Here is a 16,823-nt window from a genome sequence, read left to right as displayed (position 1 = left end):
TCATAGCACAACTATATTCAGTTTCATAATAATATCTTGATAGAGCCAGGGAATTGAGATTAGAGAGAAGGCAGTAAGAACCAAGTAAAATGATAGGCTAAAACAATTCGTAAATTAGGAAAAGGTAAAAAAGTAAAATAAGTTTGATGTGGAGGGCAGAAGAAGAGGGGGGAAAAACCATGTTTGGGAAGGTAAATTCACTAAATTAAAATATTTAGAAATAGAGGCATTTAAACAACTTGAAAGAGTAATTGGAGATAATTAAACGCCTGACGAGAGGATTCAGAGGAAAAACAGCAGGCTTGGGAAGTTTTTCCGATTAGGATAGACTTGGATATGCCTTCTACGGAACGAGACAATTGAGGATGTACCGGGGATCTATTTTCGTTGGCAGTTGATTGAATTATGAGCCTAAGAAATTGCTTGGACAAAAGAAATAAGCCGAGCGAATATCAGGACAAGTGCCTGATTTCGGTCGGCTCTGCGGTAAATTTATTTTGCTCATCGACAGACTTTGTGGGATGGATGCAAACTTTAATTAATCCTTACAATGCCCTTGTAGATCAAGGATGCCACTGACTCCACGTGAACGGTAAGCGGAAACATATCCACCGGCTGAACTTCGACGGTGGAGTAGCCGCCATCCTCGAGCACCCGAAGATCGCGGGCCAGTGTCGACGGATTACACGACACATAAACCACGCGAGCGGGGCGCATCTCGAGGATGGTGGCGAGCAGCGCAGCGTCGCAGCCCTTGCGGGGCGGGTCAACCACGATGACGTCAGGGGCGATGCCCTGACGACGCCACTCGGGGATGACCACCTCCGCCGCGCCGACCTCGAACTGAACGTTGCGGATGCCGTTCAGCAGCGCATTGCGTCGAGCATCGTCGATCGCTTCGCCGACGATCTCGACGCCATACACTTGGCGAGCACGCTGCGCCAAGAAGAGAGAGATCGTGCCGATGCCGCAGTAGGCATCGATCACGGTCTCTTCGCCGCTCAAGCCGGCGAAGTCGAGGGCTTTGCTGTACAGTACCTCGGTCTGTACGGGGTTCACTTGATAGAACGATCGCGCGGAGATCGCGAATCGGATGTCGCCGATGGTATCGTAGATCACATCGTCGCCCCACAGCACATTCGTCTTGTCGCCGAAGATGACGTTCGTCCGTTCTTTATTGACGTTCTGGCAGATGCTCTTGAGGCCAGGAATCGCCTGGCGAAGCAGCCCGACCAGCTCGTCCTTGTGTGGCATGCTCTCGCCGTTCGTGATCAGGACGACCATGATGTCTCCTGTATTAAATCCATACCGCGCTACGACATGGCGCAGCAGGCCTTTGTGGGTTTCTTCGTTGTAGGCGCGGATGCCCAGCTCGCGGGCAATGCGCTTGACCTCGGCGACGACGAGGTCGTTGTTTTCCTGCTGGATGAGGCACTCATCCATATCGATTATGCGATGGCTGCCTTGAGCGTAGAAGCCTCCGATCAAACCGCCCTCTCTGTCGGCGTTAGCAGCTTCAAAGCCGATAGGCACCTGCGCCTTGTTCCGATAGCGCCAAGGATCATCCATCCCGAGTGTCGGATGTACGAGGATTCCCTTCTCGGAAGCATCCGCTTCACTTTCCGCCACCTTCAACTTCCCGATCCGCTCCAGGTTGTCCACCACGAGCTGGCGCTTGAAGCGAAGCTGCGCCTCGTAGCTCAGATGCTGCAGCTGGCAGCCGCCACATTGGCTGTAGATGGGACAGGGAGCCGCGATGCGGTCGGGGCTCGGCCGAAGGATTTTGAGCAGCTTGGCGTAGCCGTACTGCTTCTTCAGCTTCAGCACCTTGACGAGCACCCGCTCGCCGGGCAGCGCACCTTGAATAAAAAGGGTAAAGCCGTTCACACGGCCTACCCCTTCGCCCTCGTGGCCGATACCGACGATCTCGGCCTCGTATTCTTCGTTTTTCGCCACCGGCAGGCCGCTCAAATCCGCGCTTGGCCGGTTATTGCCTTTTCTAGAAACTCCCCCACTCCCATTCTTACTCTGATTGCTGATCTTCTTGCTCATGTCCGTCCACTCCAGGTTTGATTTTCCAAGGCAGCTTGATCTGCTGCAAAGGATTGGTCTTGTATACCGATTGTCCGCTCTCGTCTACGAAAATATGCAGGTGCGAAGGCAAATTGGTGAATACGCAGGGCAGCGTACCGCCGAATTCGCCGTCGAGGTTGATCTGCACATAGTCCGGAGACGTGACTTGAATGTTGCGCGTCTGCAAATAAATAATATTCGGATCGCCCAGATGCTCCCCGCGCAGCGCCAACGACACGACGCGGATGAATTCGGCGAGGTTGCATTTCTTGAGGATCAGTACGTCGAACAGGCCGTCGTTCAGCGACGCGTCTGGCGCGAGGCGCTCGAAGCCGCCGACGGAATTGCTGTTCGAGATGAGGAACAGCATGACCTCCTCGTGCAGATCTCCTTCGTCCGTGCGGATGTACAGCTCGATAGGCCGCAGCCGCGGCAGCTTCTCGAGCCCTTTCATATAGTAGGCCATCTGGCCGATCATAGTCTTCAGCTTGCTCGGCACTTCGTAGGTCAGCTCGGTCAAAGAGCCGCCGCCGGCAATATTGATGAAATACCGCTGGTTCATCTTGCCCACGTCGATCTCGCGCGTATGCTGCTGTAGAATCACATCGACCGCCGCATCCCAGCTGCGCGGAATGTTAAGCGCTCTGGCAAAATCGTTCGTCGTGCCGAGAGGCAGGATGCCGAGCGGCGGGCGGTAGCTTTTCTCAGCCAAACCGTTGATGACTTCATACAGCGTACCGTCCCCGCCCGCCGCGATAACAACGTCGAAGCCGCGCTCGACCGCTTCGGCCGCAGCCAGCGTAGCATCCCCCTCGCCTATAGTGGCGTGCGTGGACGTCTCTAAGCCGCCGCGTTCCAGACGCTGCAAAATTTCCGGCAGCCGTCGCTTCATTTCTTCCCGGCCGGAAGTCGGATTATAGATCAGTCGTGCACGTTTGGACATTCATTAATCACCCGTTCGCCTCGATTTACTGCGTTGTTCCCGCTCAAGTGGTCAGCCGCCTGCCGTTCCATCCACCTTGCGATCAAAGGATGCGGCAGCAGCGCCTTTCCATTGTATGTATACGTATACCCTTCCAATCGGGAAGGAATCACTTCATTCGTAAAGTAGCCTTCGCTTAAAAATACCGGAGCCACCAGCACCGTATGCTGCGGCTTACACTGTTTCCACAGCCCCATTTTACTGCGGATTTGATCCGGAAGCAGCATCGCCGTATCGACGGCATCGAAGCCTCCGACCTGTTGAATACGTGTTGCAAGCTTGCTCAGTCCGTCCTGCCACTGCTCATGAAACCCATGCTCTACACTGCCGTGCCCGACAAGCATTACGATTTCCCGCGACGGGTCGGTTGACAGCGGCTTCATTTTTTCATATAAAATGGCGGCAATATCCGGATCATCATCGATCGGAGAAGTGCAATGAATTCGTGCACGAATGGCAAAAGGCTCCATGTCCGTCGGCAGCAGCGGCTCAGGCTTCACCCCAAGCGCGTAGCTGATCTCATCGATGTGCGTACTGCCCGAAGATACGAATAGCGGGATGACCACGATATCCGTGACTCCAAGCGATTCCAGCGTCGTTATCCCGTCCTGGATAAGCCGGCCCTCCACTATTTCGAGAAAGGAGGAAAACACCGGGACCCCTTCGGGCACCCGCATCGCACCGACGGCCTCGTCGACCAGCCGAACCCACTCCTCGCTGCGCGAACCGTGGCTTATGACTAATATGCCGTATTTTTCCACTCAGTATCCCCTCCTCCGATCAGAAATCCTTGCAATGGAAAGCACGGTACTGCCCTGTTTGCTTGAGAACAGCGTTCATGCATCATCCGCCATGCAACAAAAAAGAAGGCGCTCCGGTGCCTCCCGTTCCGTACGGACACAACTATGTCCTATTATAGCATAAAATGACTATCTGTTGCGGCACAGATCGACTGCCGTTTCGGCCGATCATGACTCCCCACCCCACGCAGATGCGGTCCCCGGCAAACAACAGCAAAATGAACACACGAAGAAAATCCCTCCCGTCATTCGATCGAGAAGGATGATCTCGCTGCTTATGCTCACTCCGGGCGCTAGCGTCCGAGACGCTCCAGCGTCATTTTATAACCGTCGTTCCCATAATTCAGGCACCGCTTCACGCGGGAAATCGTAGCCGTGCTGGCTCCGGTCTCCGCCTCGATCTGGTTATAGGTGTTGCCTTTGCGCAGCATCCGGGCTACCTCCAGACGCTGGGACAACGATTGAATCTCGTTTACCGTGCACAAATCGTCAAAAAATACATAGCACTCTTCAATATCTTTAAGCGTCAAAACCGCCTCGAACAGCTGGTCGATCGCTTTGTCGTTTAACTTTTTCAATTGCATCGTTCATTCAACCCCTTGATGGTCTGCTGCATTTCCTTAGTTCAAACTATTCGACATTAACAGGGGAAATCCTCCCGTTAAGATTAGCAATTCTGTACTATTTTTATGCGGTGACGGACTAAAACCTTGAAATGATGCCAAAACCGTGACAGGAGTCCAATCACTACATTCGCCTATCACATAGACTAAATTAGGTAAAATGTCTATGACCATTTTTTCCGGCCCGCATTGTATACCGGCCAAACTCGGCTGTTGCAGCTTCAAATCCATAACAAAGGATCGTGAAACCCGTGAGTTATCAAAGACCAACGATAGGCAACCAAGGGGTACCGACACGCAGCTTCCAGCAAGCGAATCCGTTTTCCGGTGCACCAGGACAATTCCCCGTCCCATATCAAGGAATGGATATGAATATGGGCGGCTTCGCGCAACCTCAATCACCCGCAGTTCCTTCCGGCGGCGGTGGTGGTGGCGGCTTGGCCTCGCTGTTTAGCGGATTTGGCGGCGGCGGCGGTGCTGCTGATGCGGGAGCTGCAGGCTCCGGCTTCAACATTGCTCAAATCAAGCAGGTCATCGACCGTCTCGGCGGTATCGAAGGCATTGTTGACACAGTAACCAAAGTACAGCGCATGGTGCAAACTGTACAACAAGTAGCTCCGCTCGTCAAGGTGCTGTTGGGATCGTTCGGCAAAAGCAAATCCAAGGACGATTCGGATGCGGCTCCCAAACGCCGCAGAAAGCGTAAGCGCAAAGCAGCGGCCCCTGCCGGCAAAACCAGAGTGAAGAAGCGCGCAGCCGAATAATTCGGCTCCTCGCAAAGCTTGCGGACCGCCTTGACCGAACGTTTCGAACGGGATGGGTCGTAACCATTTTAATGGGAAATAGCTTAGTAAGACAAAAAAAGAGCTGCACCGAACGGTTTCGGGCGGCTCTTTTATCTGTTTAACCATTTATGCCGTACATTAAACGGCTTTATTCGAAAATCTCCTCATGTGCGAGCTCTATTCCCGAAAGGACGATCGATTGTTCGATACGAACATACTTGGAGTCCTGGAGATGATATAACTCTACTTCTTCTACATAAGGTTTTACGATCCAGTATTCGGTCACACCAAACGGCTCATAAATAGCAAATTTCTCGATTAGATCCCTATCCGCATACTTTTTACCTGACGATACGATCTCAACCAACAAATCAGGTGCTCCGAATATCCCCTTGTGTTGAACCCTATCCAAACGTTCCGTTGCGACAAAGGATACATCCGGCAACCGGAACTCTTTACGGGTTACATCGCCATGAAGGAACACAGCGGTATTGGACCCAAACACTTTCCCAAGCTTATTCTTGCGAACATGCTAAACCATTAACCCCGTTAAGTTACTCAAGATAGATTCATGATCTGTGCCGCACAAGGGCAGCACGATCTTTTCCCCGCTCCATAATTCGTAACGTTCATCCGTATCCAGCTCGAACATGTTCATCACCTCGTTCTTCCACTGTAACGCAAAAAAGCCCGGCAGAAACGGATTGACCGCTCCGGCCGGACTTTTTTTTATCCATGAACGGGTATTGGCTCTAAAGATGCCTTACCCTTGCTGAGCTTGCTTCGCCTTGATCGGCTCCAGCGGTTTGTGATTGCCGTATACCGGATACTCGCGGGTCGACGGAGCCGCCCATTGAGCGGCGTTGCGGATGACGCGGCGCACTTGCTCGTTGTAATAAGTCGGGTACGTTTCGTGGCCCGGACGGAAGTAGAAGATTTTGCCTTGACCGCGATGGAACGTGCAGCCGCTGCGGAATACTTCTCCGCCTTCGAACCAGCTTACCATAATCAGCTCATCCGGCTGCGGAATGTCGAAGTGCTCGCCGTACATTTCTTCGGCTTCCAGCTCGATGTACTGGCCAATGCCTTCCACGATCGGGTGGTTGGGAGCGACAACCCAGATGCGCTCTTTCTCGTCGGCTTCGCGCCATTTGAGATCGCAGGAGGTGCCCATCAGCTTTTTGAAAATTTTGGAGAAGTGGCCGGAATGCAGCACGATCAAGCCCATGCCGCGGAGTACGCGCTGTTGAACGCGATCCACGATAGCATCCTCTACCACGCCATGCGCTTTATGTCCCCACCAGATCAATACGTCGGTGTTGTTCAATTTTTCTTCGGTCAAGCCGTGCTCAGGCTCATCGAGGGTAGCGTAGGATACTTCTACGTCAGCGCCCAATCCTTCGCCGATCGCTTGATGGATGCCGTTCGGATAAACGGAACGAACCTTTTCGCTTTCTTTTTCATGACGGAATTCGTTCCAGACAGTAACTCGCAGTTTTTGACTCATGAGTTTAATCCCTCCATATTGGTATGGCGTTCGTTTCCTTGATTATATAAGACACCGCTTGCAAAATATATTCTCAAAACTGCCGGATCTGTATGCAAAAATGTCATGACCTGTCCAAACATGCTATACTGGTCTTACCAAGAGCAATCGCTATAGTTATGCAATACTGTCTCCCTTTTTATGGAAATGGAGGTTCGCCACGACAATGACGCTACTCGAGCATGACGAAACGGACGTGCACAACGAGCTCGTCGATTACCAGAATCCTTTGCTACGCTTGAAAATATGGCAAATTCAAGGTGCCGGCACCACGATTCCCGTCTACAAGGTGCACCGCTGGCATTATCATAAGGAAGTGGAATTCCTCATCATGCAGGAAGGCGGTCTTAACATCCAGACGAAGCACGATACGCGCCTGATGCAGGCCGGGGACGTGTATTTGTTCGGCTCTTCCCAGCTGCACCGGACATGGAAGGCGCTTCCTATACCGCTCAGCTACATTGTGTGCCAGTTCGATTTGTCTCAGCATTTTGACGAGAGCACGATGCCTTATTTGCATTATTTCAGCGAGGCCCGCACGCCGCTTGGACAGTTGAATTACATATTTCGCGAGAAGCCGGACGTGCAGCGGCAAGCCTACGACCTTATTATGGACATTTATCACGAAACGCAACACAAATCCAAAGGCTACGAGCTGGCGATCACCGCTGCGATCCGTCGTCTTCTCCTTCTGTTGCTGCGCAACGACAGCAGAGATATGCTGCATGGGGCGGATAATGCCGAGCTGATGCGGCTGCAGCCTGCTTTGGACTACGTGGACGCCCACCTGGCCCAGAAAATTAGCATTGAGCAGGCCTGCGCGGTACTCAATTTGAGCTATCATTATTTTATCAAGTATTTCAAAAAGGTTATGGGGCTCTCCTTCATTGACTACGTGAATTATAAACGGATTAAAAAAGCCGAGCGGCTGCTGCTAACCCAGGATGTCTCCATAATGGAAGTCGGAGAAGCGGTCGGGATTCCGAATATGGCGCAATTTTACAAGTTGTTTAAGCGCCATAACCAGTGCTCTCCGAAGGAGTTCAAGCATCGGATGCGAGGAGAGGTCAGTTTGAATACCGTCTCTGCGGTAAGCGATGTATGAAGAAGCAGCTCTAATTTGCTTAATAGACTTAATATAATCAGGTAATTGCTTCAGCAAGCATTATTTTTGTACGGGCAGATCCTGTCTGCCGGCAATGCTATGTTCTCCTTTTTTTGCGGCTCCTCCCCCGCCCTCTTAGCTAGACTATAAGAATTGAAAACAGGGTGCCTCTTACCTCCAGTTGCCGTATACCCGAAATGAACGGAAAGCCGAATCCTTTTATCAATCATTTCGAAGGAGTGGGTATGATGGCCTTATTCATGCTGCTGGTCATTCCAGCGCTTGGAGTCGTGTGGTTCGCCTGTTTGACCAGCTTTCTGACCAAGCTCAAGCATAATCGTGACACGTTGAGGCCGGTCCTGCTCGGATCGGTCGTTACCTTCCTCCTCTTGTTCTGCATCATGTTAGTCCTTATGGAGCTATCTTGATCGATTCAACTAGCAGTGAATCCAATGCCTCAACCATTTTCACGAAAAAATGCCTTATCCTGTATCTCGTATCGGCATGCCTGTACGCGTCATCAGCGTTTTATAAGGGGAATATCAGAGTACAGCCATGTTTCCTTTCCATAATTATCTATACAATGAATTGCGAAGGAAACGTAAGGGATGGTGTATGGATGAAAAAGAACCCTATAGCGGCGTGGAGCCGCTTGTTTGCTTTAGTATGCGTTTTGACAGCACTTGCCGGCTGCAAACATAACGAACCTGTTCCAGAGGAAGCGATGCGGGCGTTCACGGACGCCTGGCAGCAAAAACGGTACGAAGCGATGTACGACTGGCTCACAGCCGAAACGAAGCAAAAGATCGCCCAAGAGGCGTTCGTCACCCGGCACAAGGCAATTTATGAAGGCATCGGGATGAGCGGATTCGCCCTGGATTGGCAGCCTGTCGAGCAGGACCCGAACAGCAGAGAATTGAAGGACCGCAAATCGTATACGCTGCACGTCAAAATGGATACCACCTACGGTCCGGTCGCTTACGATCAGACGGCTCTCGTCATGAAAGAAGAAGGAAATTGGCGCATCCAGTGGGATTCGACCTATATTCACCCGAAGCTTGGGGACAAGGATAAAGTGCGGGTGGAGGAAACGCGTCCGGAACGTGGGGAAATCCTCGATCGCGAAGGCTTCGGCCTTGCCGTTAACGCGGAAAAGCTGGAGGTCGGCATCATCCCGAAAAAGCTGCCTGAGCAGTCCGATGAAGCCATCGCCAAGCTCGCCGAGCTGTTGAAGCTGAATCCGAAGGATATCCAAGCCCAGCTGAAAGCGACTTGGGTGAAACCGGATTACTTCGTACCCGTGACCATTGTTCCGGAAGGCGATAACCGGCTCGAAGCGCTCGCTGCCATTCCAGGCGTTACCTACCGCAAGAAAAAGGTCCGCTCCTACCCGCTGGAGGAGGCGGCAGCGCATATGGTCGGCTACATAGGCAAAATCAATCAGGAAGAGCTCACGAAATACAAGGACAAAGGCTACGGGACCGACGACTGGATCGGTAAAGCCGGACTTGAGCTGTCACTCGAATCGAAGCTGCGCGGAACCGCCGGAGGGCGTATCTACATCGTCGATGCCGACGGCAAGGAGAAGGCGACCCTCGCCAAACGCGATGCGGTCAACGGTGAAACGGTCAAGCTAACCATCGACTCGCATCTGCAATCGATGATGTATCAGCAGCTGGCTCAGGACTCTGGCGCGGCGAGCGCCATCCATCCGATGACGGGCGAAGTGCTGGCATTGGTCAGTGCCCCTTCGTATAACCCGAACTTTTTTATCAGCGGCGTGACCGCCGAGCAGTGGAAGCAGTGGAACGAAGACCCGAACAAGCCGTTGTTGAACCGGTTCGCCCGCGCTTATGCGCCGGGTTCTGCCTTTAAGCCTATTACCGCCGCCATTGCACTGCAGGAGAACCTGCTCGACCCCAATGCGGAGAAAACGATTGAAGGCAAGCAGTGGAAAAAAGACTCCTCCTGGGGGAATTACTATGTGACCCGGGTGTCGTCGTCGCAAAGCGCGGTCAATCTGTCCAAGGCGATGATGTATTCGGACAATATTTATTTCGCACAGGTCGCTCTGGACATGGGCGAGCAGAAGTTCATGAAGGACGCGGGACAGTTCGGCTTCGGAGAAAAGCTGTCTCTGCCGCTCGCATTCGATACTTCGTCGCTGTCCAACACGCCGAAGATGAAAAATGACGTCCAGCTCGCGGACTCCGGCTACGGCCAGGGTGAGGTCGTAATGAACGCGCTCCATGTCGCGACGACCTACACCGTATTCACGAACGGCGGCACGATGCTCAAGCCGACTTTGATTCTAAGCGAAGGCTCGAAGCCCGAGCCTTGGAAAAGCGGCCTGCTCCGGCCCGACGTCGTCCAGACGGTGACCGACAAGATGGTCGAGGTCATCGAAAACCCGGCCGGGACGGGGCACTCCGCGATGATCAACGGCATTAAGCTCGCCGGTAAAACCGGCACCGCCGAGCTGAAGCAAAAGAAAGACACCGCCGGACAGGAGAACGGCTGGTTCGTCGCCTTCAACACCGACAATCCGCGCCTGCTCGTCGCGCTGATGGTCGAAAACGTCCAGGACCACGGCGGCAGCCGTTACCTGAGCGGCAAGATCAGCTCGATCTTCACGTATTATGTGAAGAAGTGAATGTGGTAAAGCAGTGCACCGTGTTGATATCAACGGTGGCAAGGTTGGGGAAGCCCGCACGTTTGGTGCGGGCTTTTGGTGTTGCGAGACGCGGGCGGCCTTCTTCCGACTCTGTAAGTCGGAAATTCCGCGTTACAGCCGCTCGCCTCGGCCAGGGTTTCACTGTAAAGCGGAATATCCGCTTTACAACAGGCCTGCGAGGCGCGGGCGGCCTTCTTTCGACTTCGTAAGTCGGAAAAAACCGCGTTACAGCCGCTCGCCTCGCCCGGGGTTTCTCTGTAAAGCGGAATATCCGCTTTACAACAGGCCTGCGAGGCGCAGGCGCCCCGCTTCCGACTCTGTAAGTCGGAAATTCCGCGCTACGGCCGCTCGCCTCGCCCGGGGTTTCTCTGTAAAGCGGAATATCCGCTTTACAACAGGCCTGCGAGGCGCAGGCGCCCCCTCTTCCGACTCTGTAAGTCGGAAATTCAGTGTTACAGCCGCTCGCCTCGCTCAGATTTTCTCTGTAAAGCGGAATATCCGCTTTACAAGCAGCCTCCGAGGCAAGCGCAGTCTTCCGCCTCGCTCTTACACTGCCCCCAAAAAAAAGCTCCTCTTGTTATCTCGAACAAGAGGGAGCTCAGCCTTTGAAGAAACCCGTCTAACTCAAAAATGCTAATGGGGTTAGGTGAGGTACCTTCTGCAGGAGCGTAAGCAACCGCCTTTGTTTTCAGGAAAATACCGCTGAATAGCGATAAATTAAAGATTTCCTGAAAACAACAGCGGCCGGAAGAAGGTACCCACCGGGATACCCTGCTGCATTTTCATCCCCTCACGGGTTTCTCAACAAACAAGCTCCCTCTTGTCAAAAAACAACAAGAGGGAGCTTTTTCTCCAAATCTTAGAAAATACGGTTCTTCCAACCCAACAGCTTGGCGATAGCTTCAACGTAGTAGTAGTCTCCGTAGATCAGGGAGACGTTGACGTTTTGGTTAGCCGGCTTGTTGCCGGTGCCTTCTACCAAAATCGCCTCGTGCTCAGGACGATCCCAAGTCGCATAGTTTTGCGTCAGCGACAGCAGGATGCGCTCCGCCGCGTCGCGGTATGGCTTGCCTTCAATGCCCGGCAGCGCGTCAGCGATTTCGAGCAAGCCGGAGGCAGCGCAGGATGCTGCGGATGTGTCGCGCGGCTCTTCAGCCAACGACTCGGCTGCACGGAAATCCCAATGCGCCACATGGTCTTCCGGCAGCATGGAAAGGAAATAATGCGCAACGCGCTGTGCAGCGCGCAAATATTTCATTTCGCCCGTAAAGCGATAGGTGTTCGCCATGCCGTGCAGCGCCCATGCAGCACCACGGCTCCAGGAGGAGAGAGGTGCTGCGCCTTGGCCGCCGAGCGACTCGATGAATTCGCCAGTCTCCGGATTGAAGCTGACAATGTGGTTCACAGAGCCGTCCTCGCGGATGAAGTGATTGACTACTGTATCCGCATGAGCTTTACCAATATGGCTGAAGCGAGGATCTTTGATCTCCTCTGCAGCCCAGAACAAGATCGACAGGTTCATCGAGGAGTCTACGATGGACCAGCCGATTTTTTCCTGATTCCATGCGCGCAGGAAGTTGCCTGCGATGTTGAAGCGGCCTGCAAGGAAGTTAGCAGCCGTCAAACCGCGGCGCTTGCCGTCTTCGTCGCCGGTCAGCTTGTATTTGATAACAGCCGTAGGCAAGTATTGGAAACCTACGTCATGATGATAGTTGTTCGCTTGAATCGATTTTTGCTCGAGCTTCTCGTCCCATACCCAAGCTGCTTGCTTGTAGTGCTCTTTGCCCGTCATCTCGTGCATAATCCAGAGGATGCCCGGCCAGAAACCGGAAGTCCACCAGTCGTGACGCATATCGTCGTATACGCCGGTAGCTGCCGGAGCTACGTGAGGGGATTTGTCCCCGATTTGCGTAATCATGCGGTCTACTTTTTCCTGCAATGCTTCCCAAATGTGAGGCAATGCTTCCTGCAAACTGCTTGCTTGCTTCAACTTGCTTGTATCCACTGCTGTCATGGTTAGAAATCCTCCTTTGAAATGTCCATCGTTTTTTATAGTGAGGGATGCGCCTTAGGCAGCCGAGCGTAAGCTTCGATGACGACTTTCGCTTGTCCGATCCGCCCGGTGCCCGGCACATCCGATGAATCCGGTTTTCCCTATTCCGCTTGCAGTATTAGATCGTAATAAAAGCTGTCGACAAGCCTGCACTTGCCACGCTGACAACGGAAACCGACTCGCGTTTTACCGACGCACCGCCAGCGCCGCCGCCCGATGAAGGACCTCCTGCGGATACGAAGCCGGTAACCGGCACGCTTGCCGCTGCGCCTCCGTCAGGATCGATCACGATACGAGCGCGACCGTTGGTCATCTGAATCAAGCTGGAGCCGCGCACCGTACCTTGACGGTCGATCAGCTTGCCGTCGCCGGTCAAGCCGAAGCGTACGAAGTTCAGCGCATCAAGGCACAGCACTCCGTTAGCGTCGTACGCTAGAGCTTCGACAACGATGTTGCCGTCGTTCTGCTTTTGGGCGTTCAGCCTAATATCGGCCGGTGCTCCCCAAGCTTCGGTCTGATACTCGAACGACAGCTCATCCGTTACGGTAACGCCGTCCTTGGTCGCTACTACCTTCACATGATTCGTGCCTTTTTGCAGCACGGTTTCCCAGCGAAGGCCTGCGGCCGGGAAGTTTTGCGAGTTGCGCTGCTTCACGCCAAGGCTCGTTCCGTTCAGGAACAGCTCGGCTTCCGTGCAGTTAGAATACACTTTAATGCTCTTAAGCTCGCCTTCTTGACCCCAGCGAACCGGCATAGTATGGCCGTAAATCCGCGCCATAGGCTTCTCTGTCCAGTACGATTGGTACACGTAGTACGCTTCTTTTTTGGTGAAATCGCGTTCGATGATTCCTTTCATATTCAAGTACGGAATCGGCGAATCCGGACGTACAGGCGTCGCAAAATCTTTGAACGCCCACTGTGCCGCGCCTGTCAGCCAGTCCATTTTTTCCTGCGATTTCAAATACCAGTCGATCATCTCGCAGAAATACGTCTCCGACCAGTCTCCGTCACGGGATACGCGCGGCTCCCCGCCTGTCAGCAGGTAGTCTCCGTCACGCTCGTCCGTATCGCCTTCGCCGCTCTTGATGAACTCGAAGCCGGTAAACGTTTTTTCTACATGGCGCGTCGCCAAGTTGTCCGCACCCCACTCCATATGGAAAAAGGAGTCGACATTCTCGAACGCTTGACGGCTGCTTGATTCATAATCGGTATAAATACCGCGGTACCAGCCCGCCCAAATCGAAGGCGAGTAAACATCGATAATATCTTTGCAGAATTCGCAGCGGCGAATCGCCGTCAAACGGCTTGGATCCAGCTGATGCGACAAATCGTGAAGCTCCTTCATGAAGCGACGGATTTCTTCCTGGTCGAAATAGTCGAAGTCGCACTCCCAATCGTTCTCGTTGCCGAGCCCCCACAAAATAACGGAAGGATGATTGTAATGCTGTTCGATCATCGCGGTCAGCATGTCGCGGCATTGTTGACGGTACTGCTCTCCGCCCAAGCCGCCGCGGCACCAAGGAATTTCCTCCCACACGAGGATGCCGAGCTCGTCGCACAGATCCAGAATGATCCGGGACTGCTGGTAATGGCCGAGACGAATGAAGTTCGCGCCCATGTCCTTGATCAGCTGCATTTCTGTACGCATCATCTCTTCGGTCATCGCCGGGCCTACGCCTGCATGGTCTTCATGGCGATGAGTTCCGCGCAGCAGCAATCGCTCTCCGTTCAGCTTGAACGGTCCGTGCTTCACGAATTCGAAGCTGCGAACGCCGAAGCGCTCTGTCTGCTCCGTACGGCCGTATGCGCCTTCCAGCTCCACCGTGCAGCTGTACAAGTACGGCGCGTCCGTCGTCCACAATGTCGGTTTGGCCAGCTCGTGAACCTCAAGCTCTTTGGCCCCCGTCCACGGCTTCTCTTTCAATTGGAACGAAGCCAGCTCGCTGCCTTCACGGTCGCGAAGCGTCACCTTCAGAGCCAGCTCCTCCTGCAGCCCTTGCGGGTTGTACAGAGTGGCGCGAACGGCCACACGGCAGCTTGCGTGATCTGCTGACAGCTGAGGCTCGACATGCACCTGCTGCAGCGATACCGCCGGCACATAGACGAGATTCAGATAGCGGTAGATGCCGCCATACAGGTTAAAATCGCTCGCGTCCGACGGAATCGTCTCCAATTCGCGGCTGTTGTCGCAGGCGATAGCTACCGGAATCAGACCTTTGTAGCGCTCGATTTCGCGTGCTTGCGCGGCTGCTTCCGTAATATCTACCGTGAACTCGTCGTAGCCGCCCAGATGCGACCCGATTTTGTTCGTATATACATAGACGTCCGTACGCTGGCCCGCTCCTTCAAAATGAAGCAGCGTTCTGCCCTGCGGGTACGGGTTGTTCACTTCCAGCTTGTTGCGGTACCAGCCTTGGCCCTGATAATATTTGCCGTCCGGGTCCAATACATCCAGCCCGTTGTACGAATGCGGCAGCTCTACCTTATGCCACGGCACGTTGTAATGATTTTGCAGCTTGTCCTGACGCCATACTTCCCACGGTCCACCCAGGCTTCCCCGGTGGTGCTCCCATTGCTCGATCAGTCTTTGCTTGATCAATGTATCCACACTCCGTTAGTCGATTAGTAAACTTGTTTAGTGGCTATTTTACTCGGAGGCACGCTGTGCCTATCATGTATAAGCTTATCAAAAAATGCTTCCCCATTGTTTGGTGCGTTTATGATAAAATGTTGTTATATTACGGTTGAGCTAACAAAGGCGGTGCTCCTCTTGAAAATTATGAACTACATGAATCTAAACCGGCATCCCGTACAGTTATCTTTTGCCAAAAACCGGACGCACGATTTCGTCGAAATTTTTCATGCCCATCAAGGAATGGAGCTGCTATACGTGCACGAAGGCAGCGGCAGCATCATCGTCAACCAGCAGATCGTGAAGCTGAGTCCCGGCAGCCTTTTCTTTTTTCGTCCGTTTCAGCTGCACCGAATTCAGCTCAGGCTGAATCCCGGAGAATCGTACATCCGTTCTTTTTTTGTGTTCGAGCCTGCCGAGCTGGAGCGGTATCTTGCTCCGTTTGGTTCCTTGCAGTCTTTTTTTCATTGGGTGTGGAAGGAGCCTATCGCCTATCAGGTGTTCGCCGACCTGCCGCAGGACGATATGCACGCTCTACTCGAACATCATCGCCAGCATATCAATAAAGCCTCGGAGGAGCATTTGCTGGAAGAACAAATGTTCTTTTTGGTGACGCTCTTGCACAAGCTAAAAGCCTATTGGGCGCCCGAAGAAGAGCATTCGGTTCTCCCCCTTCGCAAAAAATCCACCGGAGCGGAGCAGGTCATGGAATGGATCGAGGAGCATTATATGGAGGAATTTCATCTCGATGAGCTGGCCAAGGCCGTCCATCTGTCGCCTAATCATGTATCCGCTGTCTTCCGGCAAACCGTCGGTACCAGCATTACCGAATATTTGACCGCGCGGCGTATCCGCCAGGCATGCTGGCTGTTGAAAACTACCGACCTTACCGTCCAGGAAGTCGGCCGTTCTATCGGGTTGAGCAATTTCCCTTATTTTTGCCAGCTGTTTAAAAAGCACGTAGGGTTAAGCCCTTACCGTTTCAAGCGTTCTTCGGCTCAGTAACCAGGTATGCTGGTTGTTTCGTTCAAGTGAGTAGTGCCGAGCGCTTCGGGCGTGCAGCTTCTATTGGAGGACAGGCTGTCGGTAAGCCCGGCTAGAAGATCTATGCTTATCATTATTGTGGGGCGAGGCAGTCCCAGGTGGAGTTTAGCGAGTCCCAGGCCCGGGCGTGCGTTGCGGCACTGAGCGGCGGCCGATCGAACCCCGCGCGGGCGTTAGCGTCCTTTTTTAGGCGAAACATGAAAAAGGCCCCGCAAGAATGTTTCTCTTAGGGGCTCTGCCTGCAGCTTTTTTCAGTTTCGTGAGTTTCTCCACAAACGAATCAAACGGGTTAGATGCACGTTAGAGACCATTGCTGATTTTGTTGCGGACCGTAGATCCGTTATTTTACCAAAAACAGCTATATTCGCAGGGTGATCGGACAACAGATTCTTTATTTAGTCAAAATACACAGTTTTATCTGGAAAAGTTGGCAAATAACGTACTCCATGTCCGATCACGCTCCAAAAGCAGCATATTTCCAGTGAATAACGGATCTCCTGTCCGAT

The 16,823-nt window shown here is 53.1% G+C and carries 13 protein-coding genes; 5 read left to right on the top strand and 8 right to left on the bottom strand.

Features of this window, described 5'->3' with window-relative positions; translation table 11 throughout:
* Nucleotides 1-534: 534 nt before the first annotated feature.
* The 4 genes from rlmD to DVH26_RS04600 form a co-directional block, all read right to left on the bottom strand.
* Nucleotides 535-2,052, bottom strand: coding sequence for a 23S rRNA (uracil(1939)-C(5))-methyltransferase RlmD (gene rlmD / locus DVH26_RS04615; RefSeq protein WP_239631613.1), 1,518 nt, complete (start codon nucleotides 2,050-2,052; stop codon nucleotides 535-537).
* Nucleotides 2,024-3,016 (bottom strand): diacylglycerol kinase, encoded by a 993-nt coding sequence (locus DVH26_RS04610; RefSeq protein WP_239631611.1) that lies wholly within the window; start codon nucleotides 3,014-3,016, stop codon nucleotides 2,024-2,026. The genes rlmD and DVH26_RS04610 overlap by 29 nt, the downstream gene beginning before the upstream one ends.
* Nucleotides 2,995-3,816 carry a sirohydrochlorin chelatase gene (locus tag DVH26_RS04605; RefSeq protein ID WP_239631609.1) on the bottom strand — a complete coding sequence of 274 codons (822 nt, stop codon included), beginning with the start codon at nucleotides 3,814-3,816 and terminating at the stop codon, nucleotides 2,995-2,997. Before DVH26_RS04605 ends, DVH26_RS04610 begins: the two co-directional genes overlap by 22 nt.
* Before the next feature lie 332 nt (nucleotides 3,817-4,148).
* Nucleotides 4,149-4,439, bottom strand: a complete 291-nt coding sequence (locus DVH26_RS04600; RefSeq protein ID WP_028549983.1) for a YerC/YecD family TrpR-related protein — start codon at nucleotides 4,437-4,439, stop codon at nucleotides 4,149-4,151.
* A 290-nt stretch (nucleotides 4,440-4,729) separates the two neighbouring features.
* Here DVH26_RS04600 and DVH26_RS04595 point away from each other — a divergent pair, with 290 nt between their 5' ends.
* Nucleotides 4,730-5,242, top strand: coding sequence for a hypothetical protein (locus tag DVH26_RS04595; protein WP_239631607.1), 513 nt, complete (start codon nucleotides 4,730-4,732; stop codon nucleotides 5,240-5,242).
* Between the two features lie 169 nt (nucleotides 5,243-5,411).
* Here the strand turns inward: DVH26_RS04595 and DVH26_RS04590 are convergent, their stop codons facing one another.
* Nucleotides 5,412-5,747: a Uma2 family endonuclease gene (locus DVH26_RS04590; protein WP_239631605.1), complete on the bottom strand. Its 336-nt coding sequence runs from the start codon at nucleotides 5,745-5,747 to the stop codon at nucleotides 5,412-5,414.
* A gap of 279 nt (nucleotides 5,748-6,026) precedes the next feature.
* Nucleotides 6,027-6,770 (bottom strand): ThuA domain-containing protein, encoded by a 744-nt coding sequence (locus tag DVH26_RS04585; RefSeq protein WP_239631603.1) that lies wholly within the window; start codon nucleotides 6,768-6,770, stop codon nucleotides 6,027-6,029.
* Nucleotides 6,771-6,975: 205 nt separating this feature from the next.
* On the opposite strand from DVH26_RS04585, the gene DVH26_RS04580 reads away from it, so the two are divergent.
* The 3 genes from DVH26_RS04580 to DVH26_RS04570 all read left to right on the top strand — a co-directional run bounded on the left by DVH26_RS04580 (nucleotide 6,976) and on the right by DVH26_RS04570 (nucleotide 10,567).
* Entirely contained in the window at nucleotides 6,976-7,914 is a 939-nt protein-coding gene (locus DVH26_RS04580; protein ID WP_239631601.1) for a helix-turn-helix domain-containing protein, read from the top strand.
* 245 nt (nucleotides 7,915-8,159) lie between these two features.
* Nucleotides 8,160-8,342, top strand: a complete 183-nt coding sequence (locus tag DVH26_RS04575) for a hypothetical protein (RefSeq protein ID WP_239631599.1) — start codon at nucleotides 8,160-8,162, stop codon at nucleotides 8,340-8,342.
* Nucleotides 8,343-8,533: 191 nt separating this feature from the next.
* Nucleotides 8,534-10,567 carry a penicillin-binding transpeptidase domain-containing protein gene (locus tag DVH26_RS04570; protein WP_239631597.1) on the top strand — a complete coding sequence of 678 codons (2,034 nt, stop codon included), beginning with the start codon at nucleotides 8,534-8,536 and terminating at the stop codon, nucleotides 10,565-10,567.
* An 880-nt stretch (nucleotides 10,568-11,447) separates the two neighbouring features.
* Here DVH26_RS04570 and DVH26_RS04565 read toward each other — a convergent pair.
* Nucleotides 11,448-12,602: a glycoside hydrolase family 88 protein gene (locus DVH26_RS04565; RefSeq protein WP_239631595.1), complete on the bottom strand. Its 1,155-nt coding sequence runs from the start codon at nucleotides 12,600-12,602 to the stop codon at nucleotides 11,448-11,450.
* A gap of 157 nt (nucleotides 12,603-12,759) precedes the next feature.
* Nucleotides 12,760-15,249, bottom strand: a complete 2,490-nt coding sequence (locus DVH26_RS04560) for a glycoside hydrolase family 2 protein (RefSeq protein ID WP_239631585.1) — start codon at nucleotides 15,247-15,249, stop codon at nucleotides 12,760-12,762.
* A 171-nt stretch (nucleotides 15,250-15,420) separates the two neighbouring features.
* On the opposite strand from DVH26_RS04560, the gene DVH26_RS04555 reads away from it, so the two are divergent.
* Nucleotides 15,421-16,278 carry an AraC family transcriptional regulator gene (locus tag DVH26_RS04555; protein WP_239635277.1) on the top strand — a complete coding sequence of 286 codons (858 nt, stop codon included), beginning with the start codon at nucleotides 15,421-15,423 and terminating at the stop codon, nucleotides 16,276-16,278.
* The last annotated feature ends 545 nt before the right edge of the window (nucleotides 16,279-16,823 follow it).

Source organism: Paenibacillus sp. H1-7 (assembly GCF_022354825.1).
Lineage (GTDB): Bacteria > Bacillota > Bacilli > Paenibacillales > NBRC-103111 > Paenibacillus_S.
This window is presented reverse-complemented; position numbering and strand designations above follow the sequence as displayed.

Excerpts from the sequence above, each read along its gene's own strand:
- rlmD (WP_239631613.1), bottom strand. The coding sequence starts at position 2,052 with ATGAGCAAGAAGATCAGCAATCAGAGTAAGAATGGGAGTGGGGGAGTT.
- DVH26_RS04610 (WP_239631611.1), bottom strand. The coding sequence starts at position 3,016 with ATGTCCAAACGTGCACGACTGATCTATAATCCGACTTCCGGCCGGGAA.
- DVH26_RS04600 (WP_028549983.1), bottom strand. The coding sequence starts at position 4,439 with ATGCAATTGAAAAAGTTAAACGACAAAGCGATCGACCAGCTGTTCGAG.
- DVH26_RS04585 (WP_239631603.1), bottom strand. The coding sequence starts at position 6,770 with ATGAGTCAAAAACTGCGAGTTACTGTCTGGAACGAATTCCGTCATGAA.
- DVH26_RS04580 (WP_239631601.1), top strand. The coding sequence starts at position 6,976 with ATGACGCTACTCGAGCATGACGAAACGGACGTGCACAACGAGCTCGTC.
- DVH26_RS04575 (WP_239631599.1), top strand. The coding sequence starts at position 8,160 with ATGATGGCCTTATTCATGCTGCTGGTCATTCCAGCGCTTGGAGTCGTG.
- DVH26_RS04570 (WP_239631597.1), top strand. The coding sequence starts at position 8,534 with ATGAAAAAGAACCCTATAGCGGCGTGGAGCCGCTTGTTTGCTTTAGTA.
- DVH26_RS04565 (WP_239631595.1), bottom strand. The coding sequence starts at position 12,602 with ATGACAGCAGTGGATACAAGCAAGTTGAAGCAAGCAAGCAGTTTGCAG.
- DVH26_RS04555 (WP_239635277.1), top strand. The coding sequence starts at position 15,421 with ATGAACTACATGAATCTAAACCGGCATCCCGTACAGTTATCTTTTGCC.